The 13,665-nt window shown below is 35.9% G+C and carries 11 protein-coding genes; 5 read left to right on the top strand and 6 right to left on the bottom strand.

Going from position 1 to position 13,665, the window contains the following annotated elements; translation table 11 throughout:
• Positions 1–187: 187 nt before the first annotated feature.
• From ACJAT0_RS02330 to ACJAT0_RS02315, 4 genes are all read left to right on the top strand, one after another.
• Positions 188–484: a hypothetical protein gene (locus ACJAT0_RS02330; RefSeq protein WP_415180346.1), complete on the top strand. Its 297-nt coding sequence runs from the start codon at positions 188–190 to the stop codon at positions 482–484.
• A 271-nt stretch (positions 485–755) separates the two neighbouring features.
• A complete protein-coding gene (gene gshB / locus ACJAT0_RS02325) occupies positions 756–1,787 on the top strand; it encodes a glutathione synthase (protein ID WP_374002282.1) in 1,032 nt (343 codons plus the stop codon).
• Positions 1,780–2,613: an N-formylglutamate amidohydrolase gene (locus ACJAT0_RS02320; protein WP_415180345.1), complete on the top strand. Its 834-nt coding sequence runs from the start codon at positions 1,780–1,782 to the stop codon at positions 2,611–2,613. The genes gshB and ACJAT0_RS02320 overlap by 8 nt, the downstream gene beginning before the upstream one ends.
• Positions 2,591–3,778 (top strand): flavohemoglobin expression-modulating QEGLA motif protein, encoded by a 1,188-nt coding sequence (locus ACJAT0_RS02315; protein WP_415180344.1) that lies wholly within the window; start codon positions 2,591–2,593, stop codon positions 3,776–3,778. The genes ACJAT0_RS02320 and ACJAT0_RS02315 overlap by 23 nt, the downstream gene beginning before the upstream one ends.
• 259 nt (positions 3,779–4,037) lie before the next feature.
• Here the strand turns inward: ACJAT0_RS02315 and ACJAT0_RS02310 are convergent, their stop codons facing one another.
• From ACJAT0_RS02310 to ACJAT0_RS02285, 6 genes are all read right to left on the bottom strand, one after another.
• Positions 4,038–4,262: a hypothetical protein gene (locus ACJAT0_RS02310; RefSeq protein ID WP_374002278.1), complete on the bottom strand. Its 225-nt coding sequence runs from the start codon at positions 4,260–4,262 to the stop codon at positions 4,038–4,040.
• Positions 4,263–4,643: 381 nt separating this feature from the next.
• Positions 4,644–6,905 (bottom strand): FUSC family membrane protein, encoded by a 2,262-nt coding sequence (locus tag ACJAT0_RS02305; RefSeq protein WP_415180343.1) that lies wholly within the window; start codon positions 6,903–6,905, stop codon positions 4,644–4,646.
• A 478-nt stretch (positions 6,906–7,383) separates the two neighbouring features.
• Positions 7,384–8,052, bottom strand: a complete 669-nt coding sequence (locus ACJAT0_RS02300) for an RluA family pseudouridine synthase (protein ID WP_374002276.1) — start codon at positions 8,050–8,052, stop codon at positions 7,384–7,386.
• Between the two features lie 700 nt (positions 8,053–8,752).
• Complete coding sequence (locus ACJAT0_RS02295) at positions 8,753–8,920, bottom strand: hypothetical protein (protein ID WP_415180342.1); 168 nt, start codon at positions 8,918–8,920, stop codon at positions 8,753–8,755.
• A gap of 460 nt (positions 8,921–9,380) precedes the next feature.
• Positions 9,381–10,331, bottom strand: a complete 951-nt coding sequence (locus ACJAT0_RS02290; RefSeq protein WP_415180341.1) for an isopenicillin N synthase family dioxygenase — start codon at positions 10,329–10,331, stop codon at positions 9,381–9,383.
• A gap of 193 nt (positions 10,332–10,524) precedes the next feature.
• The gene (locus tag ACJAT0_RS02285) at positions 10,525–11,283 is read right to left on the bottom strand and encodes a phosphatase PAP2 family protein (RefSeq protein WP_415180340.1); all 759 of its coding nucleotides are present in this window, start codon (positions 11,281–11,283) and stop codon (positions 10,525–10,527) included.
• Between the two features lie 105 nt (positions 11,284–11,388).
• On the opposite strand from ACJAT0_RS02285, the gene ACJAT0_RS02280 reads away from it, so the two are divergent.
• On the top strand, positions 11,389–13,389 hold the full coding sequence (locus tag ACJAT0_RS02280) for a thiamine pyrophosphate-dependent enzyme (RefSeq protein WP_415180339.1): 2,001 nt from the start codon (positions 11,389–11,391) through the stop codon (positions 13,387–13,389).
• The last annotated feature ends 276 nt before the right edge of the window (positions 13,390–13,665 follow it).

Below are 13,665 nucleotides of genomic sequence, written 5' to 3'. Positions count from 1 at the left end.
TTGGCACCGTTTTCCTCGGTTCCAAAGTTCCTATTTGCTGTATTCGTGTTTCGTTTGATAGAAAAGTGAGTTTTATTGATGGACTCACTTCTAAGGGTTGCTGGCACTTTCCAAAAAGGGACAGGAAGGTTACTCCAGATGCATGAGCTGCAGTAATTAAGCCAGCCCGTAGGTTTTAGTGGTGTTTATGGCGGCCTTAAATTACCTGACCACAATTTCTCAACGATCTGTTAGAAAGGTTTCTGTTCATGAGCATCTTATGATCTATCTAATTGATGGTAGTACCAGATGTATGCAAATTTATAATGCTTGTCACAGTTTATATGTGGATACCATAGGACCGTCTGTTGCCAGTTCAATTGTTGATTTTGGCCGAAACGATCTTGTGGTTCTTACTAAGCTATCTAACTTTATCATACACGCAGTAGGTATTCCTGATACATATTCAAGAACTGGTAATACTGCAGGTGGTTGCTGTACATAAAATAAGACCATAAGGAACGTTCTTGTCCTTTAAATGATAAATGGGTCTGGATTTATGCAGAGTGGCAGACATTTAAAAATAATAATCTATCCGGCTTAAAAAGTTGATGATATTTTTATGCATACTTTGAAAAGGCAACTTGATAGTATTTTGCTTTCGCGTAAGCTAAAACTGTTCCTCGAATTCCTTGATAATTAATATAAAAACTTAATACTTTTCTTTAAAAAATCTTCTTATTTTGCATTCTAAAATCAATTCAAAAATTGAAGTCATGAATGTTTGTTTTATCATGTATCCATGGGAAGAAATTGTCCCAGAGAAAGATTCGACCCTTACACTAATACATGAATGTGTAAAGCGTGGTCACAAAGTAGCAATAGCGGCACCCGCAAACCTTACCATAAGAAATAGTATCGCTTATGCATTTTCTAAGGTGATTATGAAAAAGGATAAGGTACCCGCACAAATGAAATCTTTCTATAAAAACGCAGAGCTTAAGGAAAAAATGTTACCTCTTGCAGGTTTTGATGTTATTATGATGAGGGCAAACCCGCCATTGGATCCAATTGCGTTAAATTTTCTAGACTCTGTTAAGGATGATGTTTTTATAGTCAACGATATAGAAGGATTGCGAGAAGCAAATAATAAACTTTATACCGCCTGTTTTGATGATCCAAATAACGAGATTATTCCAGTAACCCATGTTTCTAAAAACAAGGAATACTTAAAAACTGTGATCAAAGAAAATCCTAAAGAGAAGATGATCATGAAGCCATTAAACGGTTTTGGCGGTAGCGGTGTGATCATGATAGAAAAAACAGCCATGGGAAATGTCAATTCATTGTTGGATTTTTATATCGATAATAAGGATGGTTCTACAAACTATGTCATCCTACAAGATTATATAGAAGGAGCTGAAAAAGGAGATGCACGCATTTTATTATTAAATGGCAAACCTATAGGTGCCATACAGCGGGTTCCTGGTAGTGAAGACCATCGTTCTAATATAAGTGCTGGCGGCACTTTCAAAAAACATACACTCACTCCTGCAGAAAAAAATCTATGTAAAAAAATAGGTCCTAAACTGGTTAAAGACGGTTTGTACTTTGTCGGTATTGATGTTATTAGTGGCATGTTAGTAGAAGTAAACGTTATGTCTCCAGGTGGAATCACTCAGATCAATCGCACTTCAAAAACAAAAGTGCAAGAAAAGGTAGTGGATTTCTTTGAGGAGGAAGTAGAGGGTAGGATCAAAGCTTTGGAAAGGCGCAACAAACTAAAAGGCACCATTATAGATGCTTAAATTATCCCTTCTTGAAATTATACAACGCATAGAAAGAGAGGAAACCTTTCACGCTGTTTTGGAGGATTATTCATTCTCTATTAAAATTGACGATTACGTCCCTTATGTGTGTGCTGCAGTGCATAATGGGCATCATTTTTCAAAAGATCTATGGAAGAATTGCTGGCATACAGAACACGAGCGGTTGTATGAAGAAGATCCTCATACAGGCCAAATGATTTCTGGACTGCCCATTACTTTAATTGCCCACGATAGTAGGTTTGAATACGATTTGAACAGAGCACCAGAAACTGCGATTTATGAAACGGCATGGGGAAAAACACTCTGGAAAAAACCCTTGAGCAAAAAAAAGAAAGATCGCGCATTGCAAAAGCATGAAAACTTTTACCAAGTGGTCTTAACACTTTTAGTAAAGTTAGAAGAAATGTTCGGGAGTACTATTTTTTATGATATGCATTCTTATAACTGGAAACGCTGGGATAGAGAAGTGCCTGTATTTAACATAGGAACTAGCCAGGTAGATCAAGATAAATACCGCACCATAATTACGCAATGGCAACATATATTAGACAGCATGTCGTTACCTATAGACCAGAAAGTAACCTGCACTATTAACGATGTTTTTCAAGGAAATGGGTATTTCTTAAAGTACATTACCTCAAATTCATTAAACACTTTAGTTCTTGCTACTGAGATTTCAAAAATCTATTGTAATGAGACAACGGGAAGGATATTTCCAGAAGTCGTGCAATCGGTTCAGGATCTTTTTAAGTATTATATCAAAGCGCACGCGCACCGATTTTATGACAGACACCACCTTGAATAAACATAGAAATATAGACTTACATAAGTATCAAGATGTACTGGATATTGATGCAAACATTCATAGAATTGTAAAGAACCTAGAACTTCTAGCATATATCAATCCGTTGAATATCGCCCAAGAACGTAAAGAATTTTTTAAATCTAAATATACATACGAGCCCAATTTCAAGTACCGCAAGCTTCAATTCAAGCCCTATAAATTGCATCGCATGTTTTTTAGTCAGCGGTTAGAGCGTATTGAAGATGAAGATATCAGGTCGTTGTACAAAGATATTATTTACACGTATAGCGGCTTGGTTCAATGTATAGAGACTATAAGAGAACCCAATAGTAAGTTTTACTACAACAGTTTGCGCTTTTTTGGAACTCCGACAGAGAAGATGGTAGAGAATGCTAAGTTCATCCTTAATTTTAAAGAAGAAAAAGTGGTAGCGCCTCAATACGACGAGGTACTCAGCACTTATGAAGCCGAAGCCTTTTTTAGGAAATACCGTGAGTCATACGATTTTGATTTTACAATCAAAACAAGCAGTGCGATGAGTGCTGCCGCAATGGTTTCTAATAAGGATAGAACGCTTATTTTAAAAAAAGGACATAAGTATTCTCAACATGAGTTAAACGTACTGGCACATCACGAAATAGGAGTGCACTTAGTAACTACTTTTAACGCCATAGAACAGCCGTTACATATTTTCGGAAATGGATTCCCTAATAATGTAGAGACTCAAGAAGGACTTGCCGTTATGTCAGAATATATGAGCGGTAATCTCACTTTAACAAGATTAAAAGAACTCGCTTATCGTGTCATCGCAACAGATTCCTTAATCAAAGGCTATTCTTTTACAGATACATTTGACTTGATTCACAACCAATACAAACTCGATAGGGAACGTGCTTTTAACATCACTTTGCGCATTCATCGCGGTGGCGGTTTTACAAAAGATGCGGTGTACCTTTCCGGTCTTAAGAAAGTCTATGACATCTATAAAAAAAATGGCATTATGGAAAACATGCTCTTAGGAAAATGCTCTCTAGAATATAATCCTATTATTGAAAAGATGAAGTCGTTAAATCTTGTTGTACCAGCGAGACATAATGCGATAAGTTTTGATCAACAACTGAACACAAATCTTACGATAGATTTTGTGTTGAGTCATTTGAAATAGAAGCGTAGACATGGCTGTTGTTCCGCTTTCGCGAAAGCGAGAAAAAAATCACTCTTAATCTTACTAAATTAGTTTTTATACCTGTCCTAGTTTTAGGACTTGGAAACCGCTAAAGGTTCTGTTTTTAAACAAGGTTAAACATCTATGGTTCCTTATCGGTTAGGCTGATAAGAGGCGTATCAATACCTCAGGTTTTATGATTTAAGGATGATGAGGTGAAAATAAATGCCACATTTCCAGCTTTAAACTTCAATTGGGTTCACTCTATAATTTCATAGTCAATATCTAATTTCCTTAACGCTCTTAAAGCAGATCCAGAATTTTTATCATCTACCATAATATCTACAGCATCTCCTTCTAAGAGTATATCTGTGAGTTCGTTAGACAAGGAGTCATTCATGTTAGAGGAAACTTCTGCAATACACTTTGCTATAGCTCTTTTATCAGGTCTTTGAGCATCACAAGACAACAAGTTCAATTTCATAATAATGGTTTATGTATGCAAGATACTAGAGTTGAGATGAGATAAGGCTTAATTTTACTCCTTTTCATTTTACAATCTACTATTGTGATCGAACTCAATTGTTTATCTAAAATCGGAGTTTCCTTCAAATTTAAGTTTTCAGGCTTCTGGTACGCCAAACTGTAGTGTACGAGAGCAATTATGTAAACGAATAACAGATCACCCTTTAAAACTCCACAGAGTAGTTGGTGCTGTCGACCTATCAAAAGCTCTTTATTTTTTCATAAATGGAGGGTAGCATACATAGATACCTCAAAAAGGGTTCATCATCTTTCAGTTAAAAATAAGAGATCGAATTATATAAATGGCAGTGTAAGGCTTTTGGGTTTTTATGAAAGCTAATTAGTCGCACGATCCGTTAATAATAGAGTAGCGATAGCGTTCAGTTGCCTTCTTTAAATTTTCTGAAAGAGATTTTAACCAAGCCATATGATTAGCAATTAAATAGGCTTCCTGAAGCGCATGAAGCGTTTCGGTATCTAATTCGGTGTTACCTTGATCGATATTTTTATCCCGCAAATTTGATAATTGCTGGTATTTGTCCATCAATTTCTCTTGAGCATCTTCAGCGGTTTCTTCGGTGATTTTTTTCTTAATTTGAACATGTTCTAAACTATCAAACGAGATCTGTAGCGTATTTGAAATTTTTTTGATGAGTATATTAAATTCTATAGAAGCAGGAGTGGTTTTATGATTACTGATAAAATTACCAATGGATGCAATGGCAGAAATCATGGTTTGGTTCAGGGTCACAATTTCATAAATCAGTTGAAATTTTCTCTGTTTTGATTTTGGATCTTGGGTAAGTCGCTGGAATGCTGCATTTAAATTACTAATGGCAAGAAAAGCTTCTTTTCTTGCTACATTATAGGAGAGCTGGTTCAAGGAAGGATCTTGATACAACTTTTGTGTTGCTAAAACATAGCTTTTGTTCATTTTTAAAGCGTTAAGAAGCACTTGTTTAAGGTTGTCAACTTCCCAGCTGGGCAACAGCAAATAATTAGCCACCACGGCGATTGTTGAACCTATAACCGTATCGATAACACGATATTGAATCACTTCAAAGGCATCGGGATTGATAAAGGAATACACAAAAATAATACTGATGGTAATGAGCGCGGCAGCGGATTTATAATTTTGTTGTATCAATGCAAATGCTAATATCAACGAGACAATCGCCAGCGCCGCATAGACCACTACGTTTTGTGTAATCAGAACTATACCAACAGCAACAGCAGCGCCAATTAGTGTGCCTATGATGCGATCTTTGGAGCGTTCTTTAGTAAGTCCATAGCTAGGTCGCATAATAACAATAATGGTAAGCAAAATCCAATAGGTGTTCTGGATGTCCAAAACAAAACCTAACAAATAAGCAAACACAATAGCAATAGCCAGGCGTAACGAATGCCTAAACATAGTTGCTTTCAGACTGAAATTTTGAATTAATACATTCAGCCGGTATTCCTGCAGCGTTAGGAATTGACTTGAATCTTCCCTTTTTAAAGAAACTTTAGATGCCTCTTGCACATTTGCCATTACCCGTCTAATCGTTCTGATCTCTTCCAGTATTTGTTCTTGATAATCGTATAGATTCTTTAATACCAAAGCACCTTCACGCGCCTCAGGTAACTGTACGGTATCTATGTAATTTGATATGGATTCGTAGGTTTTTGATAACGCATCTAATAGAGTTGCTCGATCTGGTATTTTATCATTTTGAATCAATAATTCGGACAAGCGTATGAGATGGTTGCCCATAATTTTATTTAAGTTTTGGGAGGCTTTTAGAAACTCTTTTCGATTTCCAAAAATGTCATCCATCATATCATAATCCAAATGCTTGGCCTCTATTAATTCGAAGATATTGATAGAGGAAAGCAATATCAATAATTGTTTTTCTTCGTATCGAGAACGCCCGGAGCGTTTCCTTGCGGTAAGCAATGATTCTCGCAAGGTCTCGTGTTTTTCGTTGATTTGATGTTGAAGAACAAAGGTTTGTTTCAGGCGTTCGTTACGCTTGGTTTTCTGTGTTAATAATTTGGCCCGTAATTTTAGATACTCACCTATAAGTAGAAGCGTATCTGACAGCAGTTGGTTTTGCTCTTTTATAGGGGCAAGTTTTTGAAAAATAAAGGAGACGACCAAATACCAAAGACCACCAACGCCCATTAATGCAACCTGAACCAAAATCTCCTGCGCTGTTTCTTTCTGTATGGCAAATGCGATAACCATAGCTAACAAGCCAGAGAAGGAAACCAATGACGCTCTAAACCCATAAACCGAAAGTAATGACACAACAAATGTAATGACCCCAAGAGCCAATAATAAAAGGGGCAGGTATGGTTTTGAAAACAGGATGATCGCTGTAATAAGCATCGTTAATCCTATACTGACTAATATGGCATTGACCTTACGTTTGAAACTTCCCGGAATATCGCCTGGCGCATTTAAAAAAGCACCTACAACGACAGCTGGAGCATATTCAAAAAAACCTAAAAAATAAAGCACCGCAAAGGGTACCGTAATTCCAACTCCAATTCTAATACCTCGATCAAAGCTCGAGCCTTTTAGAAATAATTCTAGTTGTATAAGTATTTTTTTCAATTCTATTTATGATTTAATCCTAAAGCTAGGATAATTGATCTGAAGTATGCTACTATCATGATTTTATTAACTTTATTAGCATGCTTTTAAGAATTGACTTGTGCGATATAGCTGTCTAAAGTCTTTATTACGTAACTGTTATAAGACGGTTCCTGATAGCTATAAGCAGGAGAAATATGATTTTATGATTTCGCGAAAGCGATGAGGTAGCAGGTTTATCAACTTATAAGTGTTTTCTAATTAGGATTGGATAAAACCCAACAAATTTTGTAAGCCTTATTTCTAAACGTTTATTTGTATCCCTTGCAAAGTTCGGTACTATTTGAGCCTAGTAGAAGCCATCTTATTAGAACAAGAATAGAAGTGGTTTTAACCTTTAAGGTTGCACTGGCTTTTGATTGTTTATAAAGGTGATACAGCATATTTTTTTACGAAGTCTTATATAAATTAGGGTATATACTGTTTTATAGATATAACTTTAGAATTTTGTAAACTTCCAAAAATCGTTTTTTGGTACAGGCGCTTCATAGGTTTTAAATTCATTAGATCTAGTGACTTGATACGTTAATTTCCAAGCATGCAGGCAAATGCATAGAGGAAAGTATTCTTGATCAGAGCCATATTTTTCATCACCTATAATGGGGAGTTCCATATGTGCTAACTGGGCTCTTATTTGATGGAATCGACCAGTTTTAGGTTTTATTTCTAAAAGATAGCCAAAATTGTTTTCTCCTATAACTTTATAAGAAAGGATGCATTCAAGGGATTCTTTAGATTTTACAGGTACTATATCGGCTCTTTTTTCAAGCTTATTTTTTACCAGAAAATTAGTCAAGGTTTTTCGGCTCTTTAGTGGCTTTTTTTGAACAATTGCCAAATACGTCTTCTGAACTTTTCTCGTACTAAATAGCTCATTGAACTCCACAAGAATACTTTTCTTTTTTGCAAAAACCAATACCCCACTTGTTACGCGATCTAATCTATGTATAACTCCAATATAAGGCTTGCGTTTATTTTTTAAAAGGTGATTTACCACCTGATCCTCTATAGTGCGGCTCTCGTACGGACTTTTTTCACTAATAAGCCCAGCCATTTTGTTCACGACTATATAATCGTTGTTTTCTTGTATTATTTCAAGGTTGGTCATTAGTAATTCTATCTTTTAAATCTAAAAACAATAGTCCATCATGAAATAAGTTCTATGGCTATCGAATGAATTATTTTTTAGTTACTTCAATTATGTGTTCCTGAAAATTACCCTCAGTCATTTCATTTTCTTTTTAAGGAGTTTTTTATTTTTAAAACTATCTAAAAAGGCAAATATAACGACATAAGCATCTTTTAGTTCAAATCGTGTTGTCCTTTAGGTAGAAACAGGACAACATCTCTATAGGTGACAAAAAAAAGGAATGTATCTTTTAAAAAGTGTGCAGTGGCACCTGCTTATCCTTTCCAAGTATCATAAACATACTAAAGATTGTTTTTGTCAAAGTAAGTCATGGCTCCTAAATAGCTATGTTCTCTTTTGATTCATAAGCGTTTTGGTCTGTTGATAGTATTTCTTCTTTTTTACTTACGAATTAATTCTCATTGCCTGAAAAAATCTTCTCCATTACATCTACTCCATCTACTGGACTTGAAAAGTTGATAATACCTGTGATGCTTCATCGTTTATTTAGTTGATTGGGAAATTCAAAATTATTTTGAGATACGTTCGCAGTTTAGCAATATCTACCACAGCAGAAAAACCAGCAATGATGATATGGCTCAAATTCAAATTATTATTAGTTGCTTTGAGAAAGTTTAATACGTTAGTCAATTCCTTCGTAATCAGTAGCATTCCTTTTTTATCGATAATCCATTGCAACGACACGTAACCCTTTTTTTAGATGGTCGTTTATATATTTTCCTTCTTTTCTTTTATTATTCACATTATGAACACCTGCAGGAACGAATACCATCGGGTAATGATGCTTTCCATGAGATTTTGCCTCTTTAAAAGGGTAAAGGTTCATTTTTTGTAGTTCCTTAAAAGCCGAATGAAATATCTTTCAGTATTTGGTAATCTGTTGGGCAGATTTGTTTTTAATTATAGGCAGGTTTTTGAGCAAGAGGAAAAAATCAGTACACAAATTATAGATAAATATAGTGTCGTGTTTTTATAGCGATGAATCTAACTCCAGGGTATTTTGTAATGTAATTACTCCCAGCAAATTCGTTTTTTGGATTTAGTTATTTTAGGTATGCTTCATAATATAAGTATGCAAAACGAAGCTATTGCTAACTTTTTTTTTGGGAAGCTTGAAGTTCATACTGTCCTAATTATACTTAAGATACATAGAAACAAAAAAGCCCGCTAGAAAACGACCAGCAGACTTTGATATACTTTAATTTCTAGAATGAAAATATTTTATTCTTTTATTTATTAGGTATGCGTTACATAGTGTGACGACCCAATCGATATTTATTTTTTAACTACTTCTTAATCAAACCTATTTCGACGAGTCGCTGGTGTAAAAAGTCTCCAGCAGTAATGTCTTCGTGCTGTTTTGGATGTTCTTTATCAACGCATTCATCGAGACAGTCCAGTTTCATATCGCTGCGGGGATGCAGGAAAAAAGGAATAGAGTAGCGGCTGGTGTGCCACAATTCCCTTGGTGGATTGACCACTCTATGAATAGTAGATTTTAGTTTGTTATTGGTATGTCGTTGTAGCATATCACCCACATTGATGACCAGCTCATCTTCTTGAGCGATGGCATCGAGCCACTCGCCAGCTCGGTTTTGAACTTGTAATCCTGGAGCACTAGCTCCCATTAATAAGGTAATGAGGTTGATGTCTCCATGTGCTCCTGCACGTACAGCATTATCAGGCTCACTTGTAATGGGTGGGTAATGAATAGGTCTTAATATAGAATTTCCGTTACTAGCCCAGTGGTCAAAATAATTTTCTTTCAATCCGATATGAAGAGATAAAGCCCTCAATACGTAAATGCCTGTTTTTTCTAGCATTTTATACGCTTGCATTCCAGTGTTGTTGAATTCAGGAAGTTCCTTAACAACAACGTTATCCGGATAAACCTCTTCCAAATTGGCATCTGGATCAACCTCCTGGCCAAAGTGCCAGAATTCCTTTAAATCACCTTCCTTCTTACCTTTTGCATGCTCCTTTCCGAAGGATACATAACCACGCTGACCTCCTAATTCGGGACGTTCATAACCTACTTTAGTTGCCTTAGGAAGTTGAAAGAATTTCTCTACTTCCGTATAGAGCTGTTCTACCAGTTCGTCAGACAAGAAGTGGTTTTTTAATGCTACAAAACCTATGCCTTCATAAGCAGCGCCTATCTCACTGATAAATTTTTCTTTTTTCTTAGGGTCTTTGCTTAAAAAGTCGGCTAGGTCTACACTTGGGATATTAGTCATGGTAATAAATGTATTATTTCTGTTTTTAAAATCATTGTCGGCAAATTATGGAATGGTAAATTAACTAAAAATAAACTTCTGTACTGTTATAAGAATTATAAAAGGGTTGATGGTCAAAATATTTTTTTATCAAATAGCTGCAATTTATTCTTTAATCATTACCTACGAGTCATCCAGGTCAGATATAGTTGATTCAAAAATTTATGGAAGCTGCTAACAACAACTCGCTACCTGTATAAAGTGGTGCTACATTTAGCTGTACACGAGATTCTCGCTTTTTCGTCCTGTTTTTAAAGATAACGTTCTTTATTAAAGGATGCAGCCAGTAAGCCATTTTTGCAGATAGAATACCTATTCCAGCGCCAGCCGCTACATCACTAAACCAATGTTTATCATTATAAACACGCAAAAACCCTGTCGTTGCAGCAACCGCATAACCAGTAATGCTATACCATGGCGATACGTGACCGTATTCTTGATGAAGAAACTCTGCTGCCATAAAAGAAATCGCTGTATGACCAGAAGGGAAGCTGCTTTGTGACCTGCCACTAGGTCTTCTTATGTTCGTATTATTCTTAATTAAGTTGACACTAGCATACATAAACAAAGTGGAAGTTCCTAAAATCACAGTCCTATCAAGTAAATTGTTTCTTCCCTCTATTCCTGATAAGTTTAAACCGTATACAGCAGCGATAGGTAAGTATAACACATAGTCATCAATAGAGATTTTAGCCCTATCTGGTTGCAATCTAGTTCTTATATCTACATCCCATTGTTTTATAGGATCGTTTTTAATTCCTAATATACCATAGGTGATAAGACCTGTAGGCACTATTAAAGAGGTAAATTTAAACGGGATTTCTTTTTGAAAAGGAATCGAATCTGCTGCTTTTTTCTGACTATGGCCAGTTAATGTGAAAAGTAAAAAAATTACTAAAAGTGGTTGTTTCATGAAAAATAATTGTTGATACAAAGTTAGTAAATGACAACTAGTATTTAACTATATCGTTTAAGTGGCTAAGTAGATTATAGTACATTTGAAGCACAGTATAAAATCATGACAGATACAAACCCTACAGATTTAAAAAATCTATTCCAAAACACCTTAGATAATGAGGTACTGATAGGTTTATATAAAAAAATGCTTTTGCCTAGATTGATAGAAGACAAGATGCTTATTCTCCTACGTCAAGGCCGTATTTCTAAATGGTTCTCTGGTATAGGTCAGGAAGCCATATCAATAGGGGTGACTGCTGCAATGCAAAGGGAAGAGTATATCATGCCTATGCATAGAAATTTAGGAGTTTTTACTGCTCGTGAGATTCCTTTGTGGAAACTTTTTGCACAATGGCAGGGAAAAGCAGATGGTTTTACAAAAGGTCGTGACCGCAGTTTCCACTTTGGTACACAAGAGTATAAAATTATTGGTATGATCTCGCATCTTGGACCGCAACTAGGAGTTGCAGATGGGATTGCACTAGCGCAAAAGCTCAAAAATACCAGTAGAGCTACAGCAGTTTTCACTGGTGAAGGTGGCACGAGTGAGGGAGATTTTCATGAGGCACTAAATGTTGCTAGTGTCTGGAGTTTGCCGGTACTTTTTTGTATAGAAAATAATGGTTACGGTCTGAGTACTCCTACTTCAGAACAGTACAATTGTGAAAACCTTGCAGATCGTGCTTTGGGTTATGGTATGGAATCTCACATCATCGATGGTAACAATATTATAGAGGTGTACACAAAGATTTCAATGATTTTAAATGATATGCGCGAGAATCCGCACCCTGTATTGATTGAATTCAAGACGTTTAGAAGGCGTGGACATGAGGAGGCCAGCGGTACAAAATATGTTCCAGAAGATCTGTTAGATTACTGGGAACAGCGCGACCCTTTATCGCGTTTTGAGCAGTTTTTGTTAGAAGAAAATCTGATATCTAGCAGTGATATAGAGAACTGGAACAAGCAGTTCAAGCAGGAGATCAATGATGGTTTAGATATTGCTTTCGCAAAAGCACTTCCTCAATCAACACCAGAACAAGAACTGGAAGATGTCTTTGCTCCACATACTCATCATCGCGTTGAACCTCAGAGTTCTACTCAAAAAATACGAGTCGTAGACGCCATAAAGGACGGACTGGAAGAAGCAATGGACAGCTTCGATGATTTAATAATTATGGGGCAGGACATCGCCGAATACGGTGGCGTTTTTAAAATAACCGATGGATTTTTAGAGAAATACGGTCGAGGTCGCGTGAGAAACACCCCTATTTGTGAAAGTGCCATCGTAGAAGCAGCGATGGGATTGAGTATTGCTGGTATGAAAGCGGTAGTAGAAATGCAATTTGCAGATTTTGTGAGTAGTGGTTTTAATCCCATTGTAAATTACCTAGCAAAATCCTATTACCGCTGGAATCAAAAAGCAGACGTAGTTATAAGGATGCCTTGTGGTGCAGGTGTAGGAGCAGGGCCTTTTCACTCGCAGTCTAATGAATCCTGGTTTTACACGGTTCCAGGACTTAAAATCGTATATCCTTCTTCTCCTGCAGACGCTAAAGGCTTATTAATCGCCTCTATAGAAGATCCAAATCCTGTATTATTTTTTGAACATAAAGCCTTGTACCGTTCTGTTTATGATCATGTGCCAGATGGTTATTACAATATCGAGTTAGGGAAATCCTTACTAATAATGGAAGGTACTATGGCTTCTATAATTACATTTGGTGCGGGCGTTCACTGGGCTAAAAAATTATTAGAACAAGAAAACTTAGATGTAGACCTTATAGATTTAAGAAGTTTAGTCCCATTAGACAAAGAGTCGATAATCAAATCTGTAAAGAAAACAGGGAAAGTTTTATTATTGACAGAAGATAACTTAACTGGTAGTGTCATAAGTGACATAGCAGCGTTTATAAGTGAAGAGTGTTTTGAATACTTAGACGCTCCTGTGATGAGACTAGGAAGTATCGATACACCGATTCCATTTGAAAAAGGACTGGAAGATAATTACTTGCCAATTAAAAAGTTAAAAGAATTATTAAAAAACTTACTCAAATATTAAAATAAAGTTAATAAATACGATACTTTTGTTTTCCCCTGAGTAACTTTTAAAAATATTACCTTTATGAAATTTTTGGATGAAGCAGATAATTTTCGCTATGTACTTTGGGCTTTAACTATCATATTTGCTTTTTTGGTATTTTATGGACCTAACCCTGAAGGAGGTAGCTTAATGCCTACTGCAATTATTCTATTATCTTTATTTGGAAGCCTCTTATTTATTTATTTAGTTCTAAAAATTATACAAAAGGTAAGATATAAAGATAATGAGTCTAAT

Origin of the sequence: Nonlabens sp. (assembly GCF_047636915.1) — a bacterium.
GTDB lineage: Bacteria > Bacteroidota > Bacteroidia > Flavobacteriales > Flavobacteriaceae > Nonlabens.
This window is presented reverse-complemented; position numbering and strand designations above follow the sequence as displayed.

What these genes read in the sequence shown, in the direction of transcription:
- ACJAT0_RS02330 (WP_415180346.1), top strand. Translation starts at nt 188, where the DNA reads ATGGCGGCCTTAAATTACCTGACCACAATTTCTCAACGATCTGTTAGA.
- gshB (WP_374002282.1), top strand. Translation starts at nt 756, where the DNA reads ATGAATGTTTGTTTTATCATGTATCCATGGGAAGAAATTGTCCCAGAG.
- ACJAT0_RS02320 (WP_415180345.1), top strand. Translation starts at nt 1,780, where the DNA reads ATGCTTAAATTATCCCTTCTTGAAATTATACAACGCATAGAAAGAGAG.
- ACJAT0_RS02315 (WP_415180344.1), top strand. Translation starts at nt 2,591, where the DNA reads ATGACAGACACCACCTTGAATAAACATAGAAATATAGACTTACATAAG.
- ACJAT0_RS02310 (WP_374002278.1), bottom strand. Translation starts at nt 4,262, where the DNA reads ATGAAATTGAACTTGTTGTCTTGTGATGCTCAAAGACCTGATAAAAGA.
- ACJAT0_RS02300 (WP_374002276.1), bottom strand. Translation starts at nt 8,052, where the DNA reads ATGACCAACCTTGAAATAATACAAGAAAACAACGATTATATAGTCGTG.
- ACJAT0_RS02295 (WP_415180342.1), bottom strand. Translation starts at nt 8,920, where the DNA reads ATGAACCTTTACCCTTTTAAAGAGGCAAAATCTCATGGAAAGCATCAT.
- ACJAT0_RS02290 (WP_415180341.1), bottom strand. Translation starts at nt 10,331, where the DNA reads ATGACTAATATCCCAAGTGTAGACCTAGCCGACTTTTTAAGCAAAGAC.
- ACJAT0_RS02285 (WP_415180340.1), bottom strand. Translation starts at nt 11,283, where the DNA reads ATGAAACAACCACTTTTAGTAATTTTTTTACTTTTCACATTAACTGGC.
- ACJAT0_RS02280 (WP_415180339.1), top strand. Translation starts at nt 11,389, where the DNA reads ATGACAGATACAAACCCTACAGATTTAAAAAATCTATTCCAAAACACC.